Origin of the sequence: Sinorhizobium chiapasense, from assembly GCF_045277575.1 — a bacterium.
GTDB classification, from domain to species: Bacteria; Pseudomonadota; Alphaproteobacteria; order Rhizobiales; family Rhizobiaceae; genus Ensifer; species Ensifer chiapasense_A.
In genome coordinates, this window is the sequence record NZ_CP144206.1 from 700,926 (window position 1) to 719,335 (window position 18,410).

At 62.1% G+C, this 18,410-nt stretch carries 16 protein-coding genes; 12 read left to right on the forward strand and 4 right to left on the reverse strand.

Going from position 1 to position 18,410, the window contains the following annotated elements; genetic code table 11:
* Nucleotides 1–5 precede the first annotated feature (5 nt).
* On the reverse strand, nt 6–1,895 hold the full coding sequence (gene htpG / locus QM996_RS22075) for a molecular chaperone HtpG (RefSeq protein ID WP_334198185.1): 1,890 nt from the start codon (nt 1,893–1,895) through the stop codon (nt 6–8).
* Nucleotides 1,896–2,256: 361 nt separating this feature from the next.
* On the opposite strand from htpG, the gene QM996_RS22080 reads away from it, so the two are divergent.
* From QM996_RS22080 to QM996_RS22100, 5 genes are all read left to right on the forward strand, one after another.
* The gene (locus QM996_RS22080) at nt 2,257–4,473 is read left to right on the forward strand and encodes a DUF3141 domain-containing protein (RefSeq protein WP_334198186.1); all 2,217 of its coding nucleotides are present in this window, start codon (nt 2,257–2,259) and stop codon (nt 4,471–4,473) included.
* A 37-nt stretch (nt 4,474–4,510) separates the two neighbouring features.
* The gene (locus QM996_RS22085) at nt 4,511–5,467 is read left to right on the forward strand and encodes a phosphate acetyltransferase (RefSeq protein ID WP_334198187.1); all 957 of its coding nucleotides are present in this window, start codon (nt 4,511–4,513) and stop codon (nt 5,465–5,467) included.
* Between the two features lie 2 nt (nt 5,468–5,469).
* The gene (locus tag QM996_RS22090; protein WP_334198188.1) at nt 5,470–6,654 is read left to right on the forward strand and encodes an acetate/propionate family kinase; all 1,185 of its coding nucleotides are present in this window, start codon (nt 5,470–5,472) and stop codon (nt 6,652–6,654) included.
* 17 nt (nt 6,655–6,671) lie between these two features.
* The gene (fabI, locus tag QM996_RS22095) at nt 6,672–7,457 is read left to right on the forward strand and encodes an enoyl-ACP reductase FabI (protein WP_334198189.1); all 786 of its coding nucleotides are present in this window, start codon (nt 6,672–6,674) and stop codon (nt 7,455–7,457) included.
* A 159-nt stretch (nt 7,458–7,616) separates the two neighbouring features.
* Nucleotides 7,617–7,919: a DUF982 domain-containing protein gene (locus QM996_RS22100; RefSeq protein WP_334198190.1), complete on the forward strand. Its 303-nt coding sequence runs from the start codon at nt 7,617–7,619 to the stop codon at nt 7,917–7,919.
* Between the two features lie 250 nt (nt 7,920–8,169).
* Here the strand turns inward: QM996_RS22100 and QM996_RS22105 are convergent, their stop codons facing one another.
* Nucleotides 8,170–8,673, reverse strand: a complete 504-nt coding sequence (locus tag QM996_RS22105) for an Hsp20/alpha crystallin family protein (protein ID WP_334198191.1) — start codon at nt 8,671–8,673, stop codon at nt 8,170–8,172.
* 111 nt (nt 8,674–8,784) lie between these two features.
* Nucleotides 8,785–9,249 carry an Hsp20 family protein gene (locus QM996_RS22110; RefSeq protein ID WP_334198192.1) on the reverse strand — a complete coding sequence of 155 codons (465 nt, stop codon included), beginning with the start codon at nt 9,247–9,249 and terminating at the stop codon, nt 8,785–8,787.
* Nucleotides 9,250–9,619: 370 nt separating this feature from the next.
* Here QM996_RS22110 and groES point away from each other — a divergent pair, with 370 nt between their 5' ends.
* From groES to QM996_RS22130, 4 genes are all read left to right on the forward strand, one after another.
* The gene (groES, locus tag QM996_RS22115) at nt 9,620–9,934 is read left to right on the forward strand and encodes a co-chaperone GroES (protein ID WP_334198193.1); all 315 of its coding nucleotides are present in this window, start codon (nt 9,620–9,622) and stop codon (nt 9,932–9,934) included.
* A gap of 52 nt (nt 9,935–9,986) precedes the next feature.
* Nucleotides 9,987–11,618: a chaperonin GroEL gene (groL, locus tag QM996_RS22120; RefSeq protein ID WP_334198194.1), complete on the forward strand. Its 1,632-nt coding sequence runs from the start codon at nt 9,987–9,989 to the stop codon at nt 11,616–11,618.
* 200 nt (nt 11,619–11,818) lie between these two features.
* Nucleotides 11,819–12,130, forward strand: a complete 312-nt coding sequence (locus QM996_RS22125) for a DUF982 domain-containing protein (RefSeq protein WP_334198195.1) — start codon at nt 11,819–11,821, stop codon at nt 12,128–12,130.
* Nucleotides 12,131–12,150: 20 nt separating this feature from the next.
* Nucleotides 12,151–12,477 carry a DUF982 domain-containing protein gene (locus QM996_RS22130; protein ID WP_334198196.1) on the forward strand — a complete coding sequence of 109 codons (327 nt, stop codon included), beginning with the start codon at nt 12,151–12,153 and terminating at the stop codon, nt 12,475–12,477.
* 304 nt (nt 12,478–12,781) lie between these two features.
* Here QM996_RS22130 and QM996_RS22135 read toward each other — a convergent pair whose 3' ends face one another.
* Nucleotides 12,782–13,864: a LacI family DNA-binding transcriptional regulator gene (locus tag QM996_RS22135; protein ID WP_334198197.1), complete on the reverse strand. Its 1,083-nt coding sequence runs from the start codon at nt 13,862–13,864 to the stop codon at nt 12,782–12,784.
* A gap of 117 nt (nt 13,865–13,981) precedes the next feature.
* Here QM996_RS22135 and bglB point away from each other — a divergent pair, with 117 nt between their 5' ends.
* From bglB to QM996_RS22150, 3 genes are read left to right on the forward strand one after another with little or no spacing between them, the layout of a single operon-like run.
* The gene (gene bglB / locus QM996_RS22140) at nt 13,982–15,082 is read left to right on the forward strand and encodes a beta-galactosidase BglB (RefSeq protein ID WP_334198198.1); all 1,101 of its coding nucleotides are present in this window, start codon (nt 13,982–13,984) and stop codon (nt 15,080–15,082) included.
* Entirely contained in the window at nt 15,079–15,915 is an 837-nt protein-coding gene (gene kduI / locus QM996_RS22145; RefSeq protein WP_334198199.1) for a 5-dehydro-4-deoxy-D-glucuronate isomerase, read from the forward strand. The genes bglB and kduI overlap by 4 nt, the downstream gene beginning before the upstream one ends.
* Nucleotides 15,912–18,398: a hypothetical protein gene (locus QM996_RS22150; RefSeq protein ID WP_334198200.1), complete on the forward strand. Its 2,487-nt coding sequence runs from the start codon at nt 15,912–15,914 to the stop codon at nt 18,396–18,398. The genes kduI and QM996_RS22150 overlap by 4 nt, the downstream gene beginning before the upstream one ends.
* Nucleotides 18,399–18,410: the final 12 nt, after the last annotated feature.

Sequence of the window (18,410 nt, forward strand, 5' to 3'; positions counted from 1 at the left end):
TAACTTTAGGCTTTCAGTGCGCGATCGAAGACGCGCGACAGCCGTTCGGCAAAGGCGCGCGGATCCTGCGGCTTCTCGCCGTCGAGCACGCGGGCCTGGTCGAGCAGGAGCTGAACGGCATCCGTCCGGAAAGCGGTATCGCCGGCAGGGCTGGCGGCCATTGCGGTGATCAGCGCATGGTTCGGATTGACCTCGAGGATCGGCTTGGCCGCGTCTTCGAGACGGCCGGCGCCCTGAAGCATCTTTTCGAGCTGGCGATCGGGACCGTGCTCCGGTGCGACCAGGCAGACGGCGCTTTCCGTCAGACGGTCGGACGTGCGGACGTCGGAGACGGCCGCGCCGAGTGTTTCCTTGGCAAAGGCGACGAAGTCGATGACCAACTGGCTGGCCTTCGGCGTTTCTTCCTTGCCGCCTTCGGGCTTGGCGATATGGCTGAGATCGGCAGCGCCTTGGGTGATTGACTTCCAGGGCTTGCCTTCGAAGTCGGGGGCGGACGTCACCCAGAAGCTGTCGACCGGATCGGTCAAAAGCAGGACCTCGATGCCGCGAGCGCGAAAGCCCTCGAGCTGCGGCGAGGCCTTGAGCTGGCCGAGATTGTCGCCCGTCAGATAATAGATTGCCGACTGGCCTTCCTTCATGTCCTTGACGTAGTCGGCGAGACTGCGCCGGCCTTCGTCCGAGATGGTGGTCCGGAAGCGTGACAGCGCGACCAGTTGTTCGCGGCGCTCGTAATCTTCGTAGATGCCTTCCTTGAGGACGCTGCCGAAATTTTCCCAGATCTTGTCGAAGGTCCCTGGCTCGCTCTCCGCCAGCTTCTCGATCGCAGTCAGCACGCGGTTGGTGACCCCCTTGCGGATGCTTGCAAGCAGCGGGCTTTCCTGGATCATTTCGCGCGAGACGTTCAAAGGCAGGTCCGAGGTGTCGATGAGCCCGCGCACGAAACGCAGGTAGCGTGGCAGCAATTCCGCCTCGTCGGTGATGAAGACGCGCTTGACGTAGAGCTTCATCCTTCCCTTGCGATCCGGATCGAAGAGGTCGAAGGGCTTCGAGCCGGGCACGAAGGCAAGTGCCGTATATTCATGCCGGCCTTCGGCGCGGAAGTGTACCGTCAGGGCAGGGTCGTCATACTGCCCGGCAACGCCGCGGTAGAAGTCCGCATAGTCTTCCTTGCTGATCTCGCTCTTCTGCTTGGTCCAGAGCGCCGTGCCGTCGCCGACCTGAACGGGTTCCGCGCCTGGCTTTTCCAGAATGGCGATCGGCACCGGTACGTGGCCGGATTGATCCTTGACGATGCGCTCGACCGTCCAGCGCGACGTATAGGTCTTGGCATCCTCCATCAGATGGAGCGTGATGCGCGTGCCGCGCGCCGGCGCGTCCGCAAGTTCGACCGCAGAAACGGTGTAGCTGCCCTTGCCGTCGGAGGACCATAGCCAGGCGTGTTCAGAACCTGCGCGGCGCGACACGACGTCGACCTTGTCGGCGACCATGAAGGCGGAGTAGAAGCCGACACCGAACTGACCGATGAGCTGTGCGCCTTCCTTGCCCTGCGCGGCCTCGATGCGTTCCATGAAGGCGCGGGTGCCGGAGCGAGCGATCGTGCCGAGCGCCTCGACGAGCTCATCGCGGCTCATGCCGATACCATTGTCTTCGACGACAAGGCGGCTGTTTGCTTCATCGAGCGTCAGGGTGATGCGCGGGGTCGGATCGCCGGAAAGCAGCTCGGGCGAGACGATCGCTTCATAGCGCAGTTTCTCGCAGGCATCCGCGGCGTTCGAAATCAGTTCGCGGAGGAAGACGTTCTTGTCGGAATAGACCGAATGCACCATCAAATGGAGCAGTCGTGCCACATCGGCTTCGAAGACATGTTTCTCTACGGACATTTCGGTTTCGCTCATTGCCTTGGCAACTCCTTGTGGTTTTCGCCCCAATTGGCAAGCTCCGTCCTGAATTTCAAGGGCCGTCTTGCGTGGTACCGTTTTCTGTATGATGCTGCACTGCGAAGAAACGCCAATGGTCGGCGATGCGTATGCGTCCTTGACGGGGTTAGGGCGAAAAGATCGCTGCGGCGACAAATCGCCGTAATACTCCACTGATATGCTCCTGCGGCCCGGTTAAACGTTCTCGGGTCATCTATGTCGAGTTCATATTGCGGCCATGCCGCCTGTCTCTTTGACTAAGGTCAATGCGAGACCGATTGCGTTGTTCTATTGGTCCTGGCAACGGGCCGGCCTTCAATCGCACCGAGGAGTGGACACCATGCCCAAGCATCCCACGATCCCGACAATACCGACGTTTGCCGATGCCTATTCCTATTCGCTCGATGCCTGGCAGCGCTCGATCCTTTTTCTTGACGTGATGCGGCAGCGCGGTGCGCAATACGAGGAGCACAGGACGCAGACCGCGCCGAACGTGCTGGAGTTCGAGGCCCGCCTCGTTCGCGACGGACGCACGCTGGCGCGGCCGGTAAACTATGCGTTGGTCAGCATCGTTCCGCCCGATGGTGTCGTGATCGATCCGTCGAAGCGCCCCTTCGTCGTCGTCGATCCCCGTGCCGGTCATGGTCCGGGGATCGGCGGCTTCAAGGCGGACAGCGAGATCGGCGTGGCGATGAAGGCGGGCCATCCTTGCTATTTCATCGGCTTCCTTCCCGATCCGGTTCCTGGGCAGACGATCGAGGATATCGTTCTTGCCGAAGCCCACTTCCTCGAAACCGTGATCGCGCGCCATCCGGACGCGGATGGCAAGCCCTGTGTGATCGGCAATTGCCAGGCGGGCTGGGCCGTGATGATGGTTGCCGCGCTGAGGCCGGAGCTTTTCGGCCCGATCATCGTTGCCGGCGCGCCGCTTTCCTACTGGGCCGGCGTCAAAGGGCAGAACCCGATGCGCTATTCCGGTGGGCTTCTGGGCGGAAGCTGGCTGACGGCGATGACCGGAGATCTTGGCGCCGGTGTCTTCGATGGGGCCTGGCTGGTGCAGAATTTCGAGAACCAGAACCCGGCCAATACGCTTTGGACCAAACAATACAATCTCTATTCGAAGATCGACACGGAGGCCGCGCGCTACCTCGGCTTTGAGCGCTGGTGGGGCGGGCACGTCACTCTGAATGCCGAGGAGATGCAGTTCATCGTCGATGAACTCTTCGTCGGCAACAAGCTCGCCTCCGGCGAAATCCGGACGTCGGACGGCACTGCGATCGACCTTCGCAACATCCGTTCGCCAATCGTCGTGTTCTGCTCGAAGGGAGACAACATCACCCCGCCGCAACAGGCGCTCGGCTGGATTCTCGACCTCTATGACAGCGTCGACGAGATCCGCGCCTACGGCCAGACGATCGTCTATACCGTTCACGAGACAGTCGGGCATCTCGGCATCTTCGTGTCCGCCGGCGTCGCCCGCAAGGAACATGACGAATTTGCTTCCAACATCGATTTCATCGACGTGCTGCCCCCCGGCCTATATGAAGCGGTGCTGACGCCGGCGAGCAACGTCACGGAGGGCAGGGACCTCGTCTCCGGTGAATGGCTGATGCGCTGCGAGGCGCGAACGCTCGACGACATCCGGGCGCTTGGCGGCAACGACATCGAGGACGAGCGTCGTTTCGCCGCCGCCGCGAAACTTTCGGAAATCAATCTGGCGCTCTACCGCACCTATATGCAGCCGATGGTCAAGGCGGCAGCGACGCCACCCGTCGCAGAGGCGATACGGAACATGCATCCGTTGCGGCTGCAATATGCGCTGTTCGGACCGGACAATCCCTTCATGGCCTGGACATCAGCGCTTGCGGACCTTGTTCGCGAAAACCGCGAACCGGCGGACGCGGGCAATCCGTTCATCGCCTGGCAGGAGGCCCTGTCGCATCAGATCGTGGACGGGCTCGACGCCTGGCGGCGGACAGCCGAATATCTTTCGGAGCAGAGTTTCCACGCCATCTACGGCTCGCCGACCCTGCAGGCCGCACTCGGGATCGACAGGAATTCGAACCAGCCGCCCCGCAAGGCCGAGAAGAGCCTACTGCATCAAGCGCTCGTCGAGGCGCGGATCGCCGAGCTTAGGGCCAAGTTGGCGGACGGTGCTACGTGTGAGGGGCTTGCCCGGGCGTTGATCTTCGTCGGCATGGCGCGTGGCGGTGCCGACGAACGCGGACTTGAGGCCGTTCGCAGGCTTCGCCGTGCGCACGCCTCGGCCAAGCAGTTGACCCTTGCCGAATTCAAGGCGGTGATGCGCGAGCAATACTTCATGCTGCTGATCGACGAGGACGCTGCCCTTGCGGCGCTTCCGAAATTGTTGCCGGAAGCAGTCGAGCAGCGTCGCGCCGCCTTCACCGCCCTTCGCGAGGTCCTTGAAGCCTCCGGTGCGCTGACAGGTCTCGCAGCCGAGCGGCTGCAACGGGTGGCGTCGCTTTTCCAGTTGGAAAGCGAGCCGCCGGTTGCGATCAATGGCGGCAAACCCGCCCGCACGCGCGCCGCATCCTGATTGAAGGCCGCATCCTGATTGAAGAAGGAGTTTCGACGTGTCCGAGGTAGCTGCACTGCCACTCCAGCAGTCCAAATACGACCTCCTGATTGCCGCCGCGCGAGATGAAACGCCGGCGATCACCATCGTCGCACACCCTTGCGACGAGACCTCACTGCGTGGGCCGCTTGAGGCCGCCGAAACGGGATTGATCAAGCCCGTGCTCGTCGGCCCGGAGGCGAAGATCCGTAGCGTCGCCGCCGAACACCGGCTCGAGCTCGGAAGCTACGAGATCGTCGACGTGCCGCACAGCCATGCGGCGGCGGCGAAGGCGGTGGCGATGATCCGCGAGGGCCGCGGCGAACTGCTGATGAAGGGAAGCCTGCATACGGACGAGTTGATGCGCGAGGTCGCGGCCTCCGCGACCGGCCTCAGGACCGATCGAAGGATCAGCCACGTCTTCATCATGGACGTGCCGGGCCATGCCGAGACACTCTTCATCACCGATGCCGCCATCAACATCTTCCCGGACCTGGAGGCCAAGCGCGACATCGTGCAGAACGCCATCGACCTCTGGGTGACGATCGGTCTTGGCGAGCCGCGCGTCGCCATTCTTTCGGCCGTCGAGACCGTGACGACGAAGATCCCCTCGACGATTGAGGCAGCTGCGCTCTGCAAGATGGCGGAGCGCGGCCAGATCACCGGTGGCGTTCTCGAAGGCCCACTTGCCTTCGACAATGCGATCGATCCGGAGGCCGCGAAAATCAAGGGCATAGTTTCCCCTGTTGCCGGCCGAGCGCAGATCCTGGTGGTGCCCGATCTTGAGGCCGGCAACATGCTGGCGAAGAACCTCACCTTCCTGTCTCATGCCGACGCCGCCGGCATCGTGCTTGGCGCACGGGTGCCGATCGTGCTGACCTCGCGGGCGGACTCGGTGCGGACGCGTCTCGCCTCCTGTGCCGTCGCCTCGCTCTACGCGGCGCGGCGCCGCACGCCAGAAGTCGCGGCGGTGTAACTATGGATGCGCTTCTCGTCGTCAATGCCGGATCGTCAAGCCTGAAGTTTCAGGTGTTTGGGATCACGGATGCTGGCCTCGAACGCCGGGTGAAGGGGCAGATCGGCGGCATCGGCACGCGACCACGCCTGCAGGCGAAATCGGCCGACGGTACCGTGCTCATCGACCGAAGCTATGAAGCCGCCGTCGTTGGCGACCTGCCGGCGGCCATTGCAGCGGCGCGTGACTGGCTGTTGACCCTCGAAGGCTTCACGCTGCGTGCAGTCGGCCATCGGGTGGTGCATGGCGGCCCCGACTTTGCCGAGCCGGTGCTGATCGATGCCTCCGTGCTCGAACGCCTGGCGAGCTACCAGGACCTCGCCCCACTGCATCAGCCGAACAACCTGGCGCCGATCCGCCAGGCGATGGCGATCAATCCGGACGTGCCGCAGGTCGCCTGCTTCGATACCGCTTTCCACCACGGCCACCCGGAAGCAGTGAACTGCTACGCCATACCGCGCAGCTTCTACGACGACGGCGTCCGGCGCTATGGCTTCCACGGGCTCTCCTACGAGTACATCTCGGAGCGCCTGCGCGACGTTGCACCTCAGATAGCAGACAGCCGCGTCATCGTTGCGCATCTCGGCAGTGGTGCGTCGATGTGTGCCCTGCGCGACGGACATAGTATCGAGAGCACCATGGGCTTCACCGCGCTTGACGGCTTGCCGATGGGAACGCGGCCTGGTCAGCTCGATCCGGGCGTGGTGCTCTATCTGATCCTCCAGCGCGGCATGAGCGCAAAGGCCGTTTCGGATATGCTCTATCATGAGGCAGGCCTCAAGGGGCTATCCGGCGTGTCGAACGACATGCGCGATCTTCTTGCAAGCGAGGATCCGCACGCCAAGCTCGCTATCGATCATTTCCTCTATCGCTGCGGGCTCAATGCCGGGATGCTTGCCGCTGCGCTCGGCGGCATCGATGCCTTCGTCTTCACGGCGGGTGTCGGTGAGAACTCCGCCGTGATCCGCGCGCGTATCGCGGAGAACCTCGCTTGGCTCGGCGCCGAACTCGATCCGGCCGCGAACGAGGCGGGTGCCACGCTGATTTCCACGCCTTCAAGCCGCGTCGCGCTCTATGTCATCCCGACCGACGAGGAATTGATGATCGCACGCCACACGCTGGCACTCCTTAAAACTCGTGCTGCCTGATCCATCGGAGACAATCCATGTCCATTCCTGTCGCAAAGGCCAAACTTCTGGACGGCCGCAAAGGTCTGATCGTCGGCATCGCCAACGATCGGTCGATCGCCTGGGGCTGCGCCCGCGCCTTTCGCGCCTTCGGAGCGCAAGTCGCCGTCACCTATCTGAACGACAAGGCAAAGCCCTATGTGGAGCCGCTGGCGCGTGAAATCGAAGCGCCGATTTTCCTGCCGCTCGACGTTGCTGTTCCCGGTCAGATGGAGGCGGTCTTCGAGGAAATCGGCAGGACCTGGGGAGAGCTCGATTTCCTCGTGCACTCGATCGCCTTTTCACCGAAGGATACGCTCGGCGGCCGCGTGGTCGATGTCCCGCGCGAAGGGTTCTTGAAGACTATGGACATATCCTGCTGGTCCTTCATCCGCATGGCCCATCTTGCCGAGCCGCTGATGAAGAACGGCGGCACGCTCTTCACCATGACCTATCACGGCTCACAAGTGGTGGTGGAAAACTACAACATCATGGGCGTCGCCAAGGCGGCCCTTGAAAGCGCAGTCCGCTATCTTGCCTCGGAACTCGGCCCGAAGGGGATCCGCGTCCATGCGATTTCGCCGGGAGCGCTTGCGACCCGCGCCGCCTCCGGCATCCCGGAATTCGACGCGCTGCTCGAAAAGACGAAGGTCAAGTCGCCGTCCCGCGAACTCGTCGACATCGACGATGTCGGCGTTGCCACGGCCTTCCTTGCCCACGATGCCGCCCGGCTGATAACGGGCCAAGTGCTCTATGTCGACGGCGGCTACCACATCGTCGACTAGCCGTCCGCTGTGACCGGCTGTTTTCTCAGGGAAGTCGGGTCGACGGGAGCGCATGCTCCCGTCGAGACGACGATACGGTAAGTCCTTGAAATCCGCTCTATTAGGGCCGATATTTTCTTCACTTCTTTTTCATCCGGTTGAATGCGAAAGGAGGACATCATGCTCAACCCGGAATTGGTATGGATGACGTCCGTTACCGTTCAAATGAAGGACGGGACGCGACAGGTCTTCACTTCGGTCAACGACGTGCTCGATTTCCTCGAAGACGATTGGGCCATCTATCGAGGCAGAAAATACAATCGGGCAGTTCAAACGTGCCGCCGCGCTCTAAATCGAATGACGCCAGTTGCTATCGCGCGCGAAGCGTTCATTGACGCCTGCCGCGATGCCGGCATGCCGACGGACGCCGACGGGCCGCTCGGGACGAAGCCCGGCGCTGGCGGTCGGCACTCGCTCGCCTAGGTGACCGTCTGGGGCATTTCCTTGCTTCAGGCGCCACTCCGGCTGTCACCAGCCTTTCCGGAGTGGGGAAGGGTGGTCGAGCCTGGTGCCAGGGCGTGGCCGATCGCCTCGCCCTGGGCGCTCTGGGACAATCGGAGAAATAGGTAAGTAGGGCCCGCCGCAGTGGTTTCGTCCTCGACGTCATCGGTTTATGTCGGATCGGTAACCAGCCGGGTACGGTTCACCCGGCTGGCCGTAGGGCGGTGGGTATTTATTTGGCGCTGTCGATCGTGATCCGCTTGACGTTGGCTCGCGCCTTTTCGGTCTTGGGCAGGGTCACTGCGAGCAGACCATTCTTGAACGTTGCGGCAATCTTGTCCTCATCAACCTGGCGGCCAAGAGCGAGCCGCCGTTCGAAGCGCCCGTAGGTGCGCTCACTGAACCGGCGATCCTTGTCCTCGGTCTCCGATTTGCTCTCGCCGCGAAGCGTAAGCGTACCGTCTTCCAGCAGCACCTCTATATCGTCTGGGTCGATGCCCGGAACTTCCGCAGTGACGCGAATCTCGGTGTCATTCTCCTCGATCTCCACGTGCGGCCAAGACCCGTTGAACGTCGGCATGCTGTCGAACGGCCGGCCGAAGCCGCGGAAGACTTCATCGAACAATCGGTTGACATTACGATGCAGCGACAGGAATGGATCCATGTCGTCAGCGCGGTAGATGTTCGGAACCTGGCTCGTGCCACGGCTCCACGGGATCAGATCACGTACATTCATGGTTTCATCCTTTCTTCGGTTTTTCTTCCTCCTTCTTCGCGAAGCTGCTTTCCTTCATCTGTCCGGCCTCACCTGTTCGGCAACAGATGAGGACCGAACAGCGCGCGCCACTCAGGCGGCCTTGTCACCTTCGATCTGTTTCGAAGCGGGCTTCGTCGTCTCCGATCTGATGGCGATCCGACGCGGCTTCATCTCCTCAGGAACTTCCTTCTTGAGAGTGATGACCAGAAGCCCGTTTTCGAGCTTTGCGCCCTCGACGGTGACATAATCGGCGAGTTCAAATCGGCGCTCAAACGACGTCGGAGCGACAAGGCCCTGATGGAGGTACTGGACCTCTTCGTTCTCCGATTTCGCGCCGTTGACCACGAGCATGTTCGCCTCGTGGGTAACCGTCAGTTCGTCCTCGGTGAAACCGGCGACCGCGATGACAATGCGGTACGCATCTTCGCCAAGTTTGACGATGTCATAGGGCGGTCCGCTGTCAGTGTTGAGGCTGGCGTTCTCCAACAGGTCGAAAATGCGATCGAAGCCAACGCTCGACCTGTAGAAGGGCGAAAAGTCGAGATTTGTTCTCATAGCTACATCCTCCGTAGAGCAACATAGATACGAGGAAGCGCCAAGAAGCTCGGCGCTCCCTGACCGTGCCGACCCCCACTACGTGGGCTGTCGACAGAAATGAGGTGGGGATCACATCGCGTGGCGTCAAGGGGGAACGCAGCCGTCCTCGAGTGGTGGCGGCGAGAAATAGTGTCATGAATTCATGCCGGTAGCACTCTATGTGGTAGAGTGCTAAAAATTTTCGTCGCCCTCTTGAAACTCGACGAAACAGAAACCAGATCGACTTTGCGCGCGATGCCGGATGGGTCGGCGCACGCCCGCGTCGGTTTCGTTCCGAATGCGGCGCGGAGAACCTCTTGAAATTCTCTTTGTCTATGAGGAGAGCGACATGATGTTCCGTCCCTTGCATGACCGTATCTTGGTTCGCCGCCTCGAGGCCGAGGAAAAAACGGCCGGCGGCATCATCATCCCAGACACTGCGAAGGAAAAGCCGCAGGAGGGCGAGGTCGTTGCCGCCGGCCCGGGCGCCCGCGACGACAGCGGGCAACTGCGACCGCTCGATGTCAAAGTGGGGGATCGCATTCTCTTCGGCAAATGGTCGGGCACCGAGATCAAGCTCGATGGCGAGGATCTCCTGATCATGAAGGAATCCGACGTAATGGGCGTGATCGAGGTCGGCGCCGCAGCGAGAAACGCGGCCTAGTGCCGATCTCGCCCCGCTGACAGGGAATGCTGCCTGAGGAAGGAGTAGAAAAATGGCTGCCAAGGAAGTGAAATTCCATTCCGACGCCCGTGAGAAGATGCTGCGCGGCGTCGATATTCTCGCCAATGCCGTCAAGGTTACGCTCGGTCCGAAGGGCCGAAATGTCGTGATTGATAAGTCGTACGGCGCGCCTCGGATCACCAAGGACGGCGTCACTGTCGCCAAGGAGATCGAGCTTGAAGACAAGTTCGAGAACATGGGCGCCCAGATGGTGCGCGAAGTGGCGTCGAAAACCAGTGACGTCGCCGGTGACGGTACCACGACCGCGACAGTCCTCGCGCAGGCGATCGTCAAGGAAGGTGCCAAGGCCGTGGCTTCGGGCATGAACCCGATGGACCTGAAGCGCGGGATTGACAGGGCCGTAGACGCCATCGTTGCGGAATTGAAGACAAACGCGCGAAAGGTCACCAAAAACGACGAGATTGCCCAGGTCGGGACGATCTCGGCCAATGGTGACACTGAGATCGGTCGCTTCCTCGCCGAAGCGGTCGAGAAGGTCGGCAACGATGGCGTCATCACCGTTGAAGAGGCCAAGACCGCGGTGACGGAACTGGAAGTGGTCGAGGGCATGCAATTCGACCGCGGCTATCTCTCGCCGTATTTCATCACCAACCAGGACAAGATGCGGGTCGAACTCGAGGAGCCTTACATCCTCATCCATGAGAAAAAACTTTCGAACCTGCAGGCGCTGCTTCCGGTCCTCGAAGCGGTTGTTCAGTCCGGAAAACCTCTTCTTATCATCGCCGAGGATGTTGAGGGTGAGGCGCTCGCAACCCTCGTCGTCAACAAGCTGCGCGGAGGCCTGACGGTTGCAGCTGTCAAGGCGCCTGGCTTTGGCGACCGGCGCAAGGCGATGCTGGAAGATATCGCGATCCTCACCGGCGGAACTGCCATCTCTGAGGATCTCGGCATCAAGCTCGAGAATGTGACGCTCAACATGCTTGGCCGTGCAAAGAACGTCGTCGTCGAGAAGGACAACACGACGATCGTCGACGGCGCAGGCTCGAAGAAGGAGATCCAGGGCCGCGTCGCCCAGATCAAGGCGCAGATCGAGGAAACCACGTCGGACTATGATCGCGAGAAGCTGCAGGAGCGGCTGGCCAAGCTTGCTGGCGGCGTTGCCGTCATCCGCGTCGGCGGTTCGACCGAGGTTGAGGTGAAGGAACGTAAGGACCGCGTCGACGACGCGATGCATGCGACGCGGGCGGCCGTTGAGGAGGGGGTACTGCCCGGCGGTGGCGTGGCTCTCCTGAGAGCCGTCAAGGCACTGGACGGTGTTCCGACCGAGAGCATTGACCAGAAACATGGCATCGAGATCGTCCGCCGCGCACTTGAAGCGCCGGTGCGCCAGATCGCCGAAAATGCGGGTGCCGAGGGCTCGATCATCGTCGGTAAGCTGCGCGAGACGAGCGATTTTGGTTATGGCTGGAATGCCCAGACCAACGCGTTCGGTGATCTTTACGAGCAGGGCGTGATCGATCCCGTGAAGGTCGTTCGCACCGCCTTGCAGGACGCGGCCTCGATCGCCGGTCTGCTGATTACCACCGAGGCAATGGTCGCCGAGAAGCCGAAGAAGAAGGAGGCAGCCGTGCCGCCGATGCCGGAAGGCGGCATGGACTTCTGACGGAAACGATACGTCCGCGCCCGATAGGGCGGACAATCGGGAGCACCGTGGCAAGATGCGTTGCGAGCCGGAATGCGGCCGGCAGCCAGTGGCACGATAACGCTCGATTTGTCTCGCGCCGGGTCGGATCACTTGCCGGTGACCTGGTAGGTGGTTGGTCAACGCACGACGTCAAATTCAATGTCGCGTGGAGAAGAACGATGAAACTCGATTGCTTTCAACACCCAGTCACAATCCTCGTGGGGCTCGGATTTCCGGCTGAGATCCGCAGCGTGAGAGAGGCCTATGCCTGGCTCCACGAGTGGCCGCCATCGAAGCGAAATGCGAAGCACGCCGTAGCGCTCAATGCTTGCAAGGCAGCACTTGCCGGCGAAATCGATGTCGAGACCGCTCGCCGAACATTTGTCGCCTTCGCGCAACGGGCCAATCTTCTCGCACCAGACGCGGAAGCGATCGTCGCCGGTAGCGAAGCCGGTGCGCGTGCGCAAATCGGAAACAGCAAAACGATGTAACCTTTGGAGCCAAGTAGACGATGAGCGATATTCAGTTTCCCGTTCCAGTGAGACTGCGTCTGAGCTCAACCGGCGAGCGGGTTGTCGCCAATTCCTGGGAAGCACTGGAGTGTCTTCGCGACCAGTGGCCCGAAGGCGCGAGGGGGCGAACCTATCGCGCAGCTTATCGGGTCTGCCGCGACGTCCTGGACGGCTGGAGGCAGCCGCACGAAGCAAGGCGCGTATTTGTGAGGGCGGCCCGCCGCGCGGGGCTGCTAGAGGACAAAGCGTTGATTTCCCCGAACAACGCAAGATCGAAACGGGGTTGGCGTGCGCAGCGCGCAATTCGATCGACCAAAGGGAGGTAGCGTTATGTGCCCCAGCACCGGCTTCTATTCCCTTCCACTCTCGTCTGATGATCTCGATACGCTCCAACGAATATTGGATCGTGAATTGGAAGCGAGACAGATAGCAAGCGACAGTGACGAAGCGGACATGCTTGCTCGAACTCTCATCGAGCTCTTTCGAACCGGCGTCAGAGGTGAAGATGCGTTGCGCGAAATGGTGAAGGGAGGCGTAGGCAACTAAGACCGTCCTCCGTGTTCGCGAGACGAGGTGAGATGTGTCCCATCGATCGAGCGGGCGCCCGGATCGTAAAGACGCACGAAGACGTTAGGCGCCTGTGGATCGGCGGGCCGCGGGCCCAATAGACCGAGCGGTGCCGGTGGACGAGCGTTCGACCAGATGACAGGCAAGCTCCACCCGCCGCGGCGGTGCCGGAATGCCCGAGAGCGTGTCGCGCAAAAGATCGAGTGCGACCGAACCAATCTCGCGCATCGGGATATGCATCGTTGACAGTGGTGGGTTGAGGAATGCCGCCTGTGGCAGGTCGTCCATGCCCATGACGGAGACGTCGCCGGGAACCGAAAGGCCTTTCTGTTGAATGCCGAGCATGGCGCCGACGGCCAGGCTGTCGCCGGCTGCGAGCACCGCGGTGAAATCCAGGCCCCGGTCGCCGATCCGCTGTATGATCGCCTGCATCGCCAGTTCCGGCAGCCAGTCCTCGACGGTGACGAGCAAGTCGTCGGTGGCGGGCAGGCCTTTTGCCAACAGCCCGTCGCGCCAGCCTTCGTACCGCCGCTCGATCGTGCGCCGTCCCGGCCGCATCAGGAACAGGATGCGCTGGTGCCCAAGCTCGATCAGATGGTCGGTCGCAAGCCGCGCGCTCGAGCGATTGCAGGGGGTGACGCTCGATAGTCGCATATAGGGGTCGTCGCTGTTCAAGAGCACGACCGGCTTGTCGAAACCGCGGGTGGCGGCAAGCATCCCCTCGTCGTCGATCGTGAGAAACAGAAGGCCTGCGACCCGTTCGTCCTCCTCGGCCTCGGCGAGTACCGCCAGTTCTTCGCTCTGGTTCGCGATAGGCCGGGTGACGATTTCTAGGTCGAGCGCCTGGGCCCGCTCCTTCAACCCCTCAAGTACGTAGTGGGTGAACTGGTTGCGCACATAGTCGATCATCGCGGCGCTCGATGCGGCAACGATGACCTTCTGTCCGGCGACCGCCGTCGGGATCATGTAGTTCGCGTTCTTCGCCGCCTCCAGCACCCGCTGGCGGATTTCCGCACGCACGCCCTTTTCCCCGGCAAGCGCCCGGGAAGCGGTGCTCAAGGAAACACCACAGGCTTCGGCGATATCCTCTAGCCGAACCTTCTTGCTTTTCTTGCCACGCTTGCCCGGCAGCGGTTTTGCAACCATGCGATCCTCCACAGTCGCAATTATGAGAAAAATTTTCATATTGCGCAAGAAAAAACATCATGCCTTTATCTCCTCCAAGAAAGCCGAGGGAAGAGCGGCTTAAGGAGGAGGAGTGCCATGGGCCTCAACGCCCGCGATATTCGCATCGCTCTCGATCGCCTTGTCGGCGGCATGACCGGTCTCAAGCATGATGGCCGCTTCGACGAACCGAACCTCGACGGGACGGCAGGCGACTACATCAGTTTCGACAGTTGGGAGTGGCCGCAGGGCGTCGGCCTTTACGGCCTGATCAAGCTCTGGCTGTTTACCGGCCGCGACGACATCCGTGAGCTCATCGAGGGCTGGTACGAAGGGCGCCTTGCCGCCGGCCTTCCCGAGCTCAATGTCAACACCACCGCACCCATGCTCGGCCTTTCTGTGCTCTGGGCCAAAACCGCAAACCCGCGCTGGAAGCCGCTGCTCGACGAGTGGGCGAACCGCGTCATGAACGAAATGGGCCGGACGCCCGAAGGCGGTTTCGAGCATCACGTCTCCGACAAGGTCAATGACAACGAGCTCTGGGACGACACGCTTTACATGGTCGCCCTTTTCCTCGCTTCCTACGGCCAGGCAAGCGGCCGGCGTGAACTCGTCGACGAGGCGTCACGGCAGTTCCTTGTCCATGCCCGCTATCTCGCCGATACCCAGTCGGGCCTCTGGTTCCATGGCTGGACCTTCGATGGCCGGCACAATTTCGCCCGCGCCCGCTGGGCCCGCGGCAACGCCTGGATTACCGCTGGCATGCTCGACCTCTTCGACCTCGCGGAGATCGCAGTACCGGTCAAGGAGTACCTGCGCGGGGTGCTCGTCACTCAAGTCGAGGCGCTGCTGCCGCTGCAGGCGACATCTGGGGCATGGCGCACGCTGCTCGACGACGCTTCATCTTATGAAGAGATCTCCGCGACGGCCGGCATTGGCTACGGCCTGCTCAAGGGCTATCGCCTCGGTTACGGCACGCCTGCCTGGAGAGCCGCCGGCCTGCGCGCGCTCGAGGCGGTAATGCACAACATCGATGAGAGCGGCACTGTGCTCAACGTCTCCTATGGAACGCGCATGGGCCACGACCTGCAATTCTACAAGGACATTCCAATTCAGCCGACCGGCTATGGCCAGGCACTGGCAATTCTGTGCCTCTCCGAGGCCCTGCAGCACGTCGGCGCGGAAGGACAGGCAGCATGACGATGAAGGTTCTCTACGGGGCCAATCCCGAAGACATCAAGACTTACGACACGGCGCGGCTACGGCGCGAGTTCCTGATCAGCGACCTCTTTGCCGCTGATGCGGCAAACTTCACCTATACCCATGTCGACCGGCTGATCCTCGGCGGCGCGATGCCGAAGACGAAAAGCGTTTCCTTCGGCTCCGGCACCGATATCGGCACGCCCTATCTGCTTTCGGCCCGCGAGATGGGCATTGCCAATCTCGGCGGCACGGGCACGATTACCGTCGACGGCAAGAGTTTCGTGCTCGAAAACCGCGACGTGCTCTATATCGGGCGCGGCGCGAAGGAGATCGTCGTTTCGAGCGAAACCGCCGCTAGACCGGCACGCTTCTACATGAACTCCGTACCCGCCGGCGCCGATCTGCCGCACCGGCTGATCAAGAGGGCGCAAGCAAAGGCGCTGGAGCTCGGCGACGTCAAGCGCTCGAACAAGCGCCGCCTCGTCATGTACATCCATCCGGAAGTCATGCCTTCCTGCCTGCTTCTGATGGGCATTACCGATCTGGCCGAGGGCAGCGCCTGGAACACCATGCCGCCGCATGTGCACGAGCGACGAATGGAAGCTTACTGCTACTTCGACATGGCCCCCGAGGACCGGATCGTCCACGTGATGGGAGAGCCTGACGAAACGCGGCACCTGATCGTCGCCGACGGTGACGCGGTGCTGTCACCGGCCTGGTCTATCCATATGGGCGCCGGCACCGGCCCTTACGCCTTCGTGTGGGGCATGACCGGCGAAAACCAGGAATATAACGACGTCACCCCCGTAGCCTTGGCTGAGCTGAAATGAGCGATACGATTTTCCATTTGAAGAAGAGCCTCGTTCCGGGGCAGGCCATCGGCTACTGGCAGCTTGGCGCGATCGCCGAGGAACGCTTCGATGTGCCGGATCAGCCGATGAAGGGCGAAATGGACCCCTTCTTCTTCCTGACCAAACACAAGAACTTCATTCCGCACGAGTATCCCTGCCGGACGATCTTTGCTGAGACCTATCGCGGCAAGCGGCCGGACGTTCGCGGCGCGTTCGAAGCCACCCGCTGGTGGCTGCCCTTCGGTTCACCGCGGCTCGATCTTTCCGGCTTCTGGTTCCGGCCGACACGGCTTGCGACCTGGGCCCGCACCTCGGTCGAGGCAGAAACGGCGGGCACCGCCAAGATCCGTCTCGGCACCTGCGGCGGCGCGGTGCTCTTCCTGAACGGTACCGAAATCGGCTGGATGGCGCCCTATAGCCGCAATCTCGAGGCAAAGGCCGAATTCGATTTGCCGCTCAAGGCCGGTCTCAACGAGGTCACGATCTTCTTCGACGACCTCGCCGAACGCGACGCGCGCTACTTCTTCCAGTTCGATTATCTTTCCGGCCCGGCGGCGCGCGTGGCGCTTCCTGTCCCATGCCCGAGCGAAGCGGCCGCCGACATCGAAGCTGTACTGGACGGCATGCATTTTGACCGTACCGCCTATTTCGAGGGCGACATCACGCTTCTTTTCGCCGCCACCCTGCCGCTCGACGTGAAGGTCAATGTCGCGGTTGAAGGCGACTTCATGTCGACCGAACGCTTCGACCACGACTTCGTGATGAAGGCCGGCGACAAGAAGTTGACGATCGGCCCATCCGAGGACACTCCGGCGGATTTCCGCCATTTCCGCATCACGCTCTATGCCGACGGTTTCGTCGCCTCGCGCTCGCTCGGTGTCGAGATCTGCCATGCCGGCCGCCAGGGCAAATCTCCCGAAACGCTCGCCGCCCGCATCACTGAGACGCTCGATGAGATTTCCGATTTCTCGGAACGTGACACGGTCCGCGCCTTTGCGCGGCTCGCCAGCGGCCGCGGTGGTGCCGACACGGACGCGATGATCGAGGAGATTCTGCCCTCGATCGAGGATTGCCATGACTGCGCCGACTTTTCGCTGGTGCCGCTCATCTGGTCGCGCACCACCTGGGGCGACGACATTGGAGAGACGACCCGCGGCCGCATCGATCAGGCGATCTTGAACTTCCGCTACTGGATGGACGAACCGGGCAACGACGTGCAGTGGTACTTCTCCGAAAACCACGCGCTGCTGTTCCATACCTCGGCCTATCTTGCCGGCCACCTCTTCCCCGAGGCGACCTTCCGCCGCTCAGGCCGCAAGGGAGGCGAGCAGAGCGCCGTTGGTGCTGCCCGCGTCCGCGCCTGGCTCGATCACTTCGAGGCCTGGGAAATGGCGGAATTCAACTCCGCACCCTATTTCCCGATCGACCTCAAGGGCCTGACGGCGCTCGCCGCACTCTCGCCGGATGCCGATATCGCCAACCGCGCCAAGAAGGGCATTGTCCGTCTCTGCGAGATCATCGCCCGCTCGGCCCATCATGGCATGGTAACGGCAGCCCAAGGTCGCTCCTACGAGCACACGCTCTGCGCCGGCCGCTCGCTGGAACTGTCGGGCGTTGCCCGACTGCTCTGGGGCAAGGGCTGGTATGGACGTCGCGTGCACGCGCTGCCACAACTTGCCGTCTGCCTGCGTGACCAAGGCCTCGCCGTGCCGGAAGTGCTGGCTGCGGTCGCCTGCCACCAGGACGAGGCCCGACACCAGGAGTGGCGTTTCGCCCAGGGAGAAAATCGCTTTGCCGCGCTTTACCACTACAAGGGTCGGCACTTCGCCATGGGCTCGGCTGCGCATTATCGCTGGAACGAGTGGGGCTACCAGGAAACGGTGCTGCACCTGCGCCTTGGCCAGCGCCCCGAGGCGGCGATCTGGATCAATCATCCGGGCGAAACGATTCAGTTCGGGTACGGCCGGCCATCCTATTGGGGTGGTTGCGGCACCCTCCCTCGTGCCCACCAGTACAGGGGGCTGGCCGTACTCGACTTTGCGACCGTCAGCGAGCAGCCGGATTTCACCCATGCGTGGTTCCCGGTCGCCGAGTTCGACGAAAGCAAGGTCAAGGGCAGGCTGGCGTTGGCGCGCAGCGGCCGCGGCGCCGTTGTCCTGATTGGCGCAAGTGAGCTGGTCCCAGTGACCGAGGGCCCGTCGGCAAAAGCGGAGCTGCGCCAGGCCGGACACAGGACGCGCTGGATCGTCCGGGTTTGCGAAGCCGAAGGGCTTCCCGAGGTGGAAGCGAAGCTTGCCGGTCTCGCGGTCGAGGAAACCGCCGACGGCGCCTTCGTCATCAACGATCCCGACTATGGCCGCGTCGTCTTCCGCAAAGACGGCTCGACCGAGGCCGAAGGGCGCACGATCGTCGCCAAGGATTTCACCGTTGCCGGCGAAGCGGCCATGCTCGCCGCCCGGTAAAGGTACCAGGAA

What these genes read in the sequence shown, in the direction of transcription:
- htpG (WP_334198185.1), bottom strand. Translation starts at nt 1,895, where the DNA reads ATGAGCGAAACCGAAATGTCCGTAGAGAAACATGTCTTCGAAGCCGAT.
- QM996_RS22080 (WP_334198186.1), top strand. Translation starts at nt 2,257, where the DNA reads ATGCCCAAGCATCCCACGATCCCGACAATACCGACGTTTGCCGATGCC.
- QM996_RS22090 (WP_334198188.1), top strand. Translation starts at nt 5,470, where the DNA reads ATGGATGCGCTTCTCGTCGTCAATGCCGGATCGTCAAGCCTGAAGTTT.
- fabI (WP_334198189.1), top strand. Translation starts at nt 6,672, where the DNA reads ATGTCCATTCCTGTCGCAAAGGCCAAACTTCTGGACGGCCGCAAAGGT.
- QM996_RS22100 (WP_334198190.1), top strand. Translation starts at nt 7,617, where the DNA reads ATGCTCAACCCGGAATTGGTATGGATGACGTCCGTTACCGTTCAAATG.
- QM996_RS22105 (WP_334198191.1), bottom strand. Translation starts at nt 8,673, where the DNA reads ATGAATGTACGTGATCTGATCCCGTGGAGCCGTGGCACGAGCCAGGTT.
- QM996_RS22110 (WP_334198192.1), bottom strand. Translation starts at nt 9,249, where the DNA reads ATGAGAACAAATCTCGACTTTTCGCCCTTCTACAGGTCGAGCGTTGGC.
- groES (WP_334198193.1), top strand. Translation starts at nt 9,620, where the DNA reads ATGATGTTCCGTCCCTTGCATGACCGTATCTTGGTTCGCCGCCTCGAG.
- groL (WP_334198194.1), top strand. Translation starts at nt 9,987, where the DNA reads ATGGCTGCCAAGGAAGTGAAATTCCATTCCGACGCCCGTGAGAAGATG.
- QM996_RS22125 (WP_334198195.1), top strand. Translation starts at nt 11,819, where the DNA reads ATGAAACTCGATTGCTTTCAACACCCAGTCACAATCCTCGTGGGGCTC.
- QM996_RS22130 (WP_334198196.1), top strand. Translation starts at nt 12,151, where the DNA reads ATGAGCGATATTCAGTTTCCCGTTCCAGTGAGACTGCGTCTGAGCTCA.
- QM996_RS22135 (WP_334198197.1), bottom strand. Translation starts at nt 13,864, where the DNA reads ATGGTTGCAAAACCGCTGCCGGGCAAGCGTGGCAAGAAAAGCAAGAAG.
- bglB (WP_334198198.1), top strand. Translation starts at nt 13,982, where the DNA reads ATGGGCCTCAACGCCCGCGATATTCGCATCGCTCTCGATCGCCTTGTC.
- kduI (WP_334198199.1), top strand. Translation starts at nt 15,079, where the DNA reads ATGACGATGAAGGTTCTCTACGGGGCCAATCCCGAAGACATCAAGACT.
- QM996_RS22150 (WP_334198200.1), top strand. Translation starts at nt 15,912, where the DNA reads ATGAGCGATACGATTTTCCATTTGAAGAAGAGCCTCGTTCCGGGGCAG.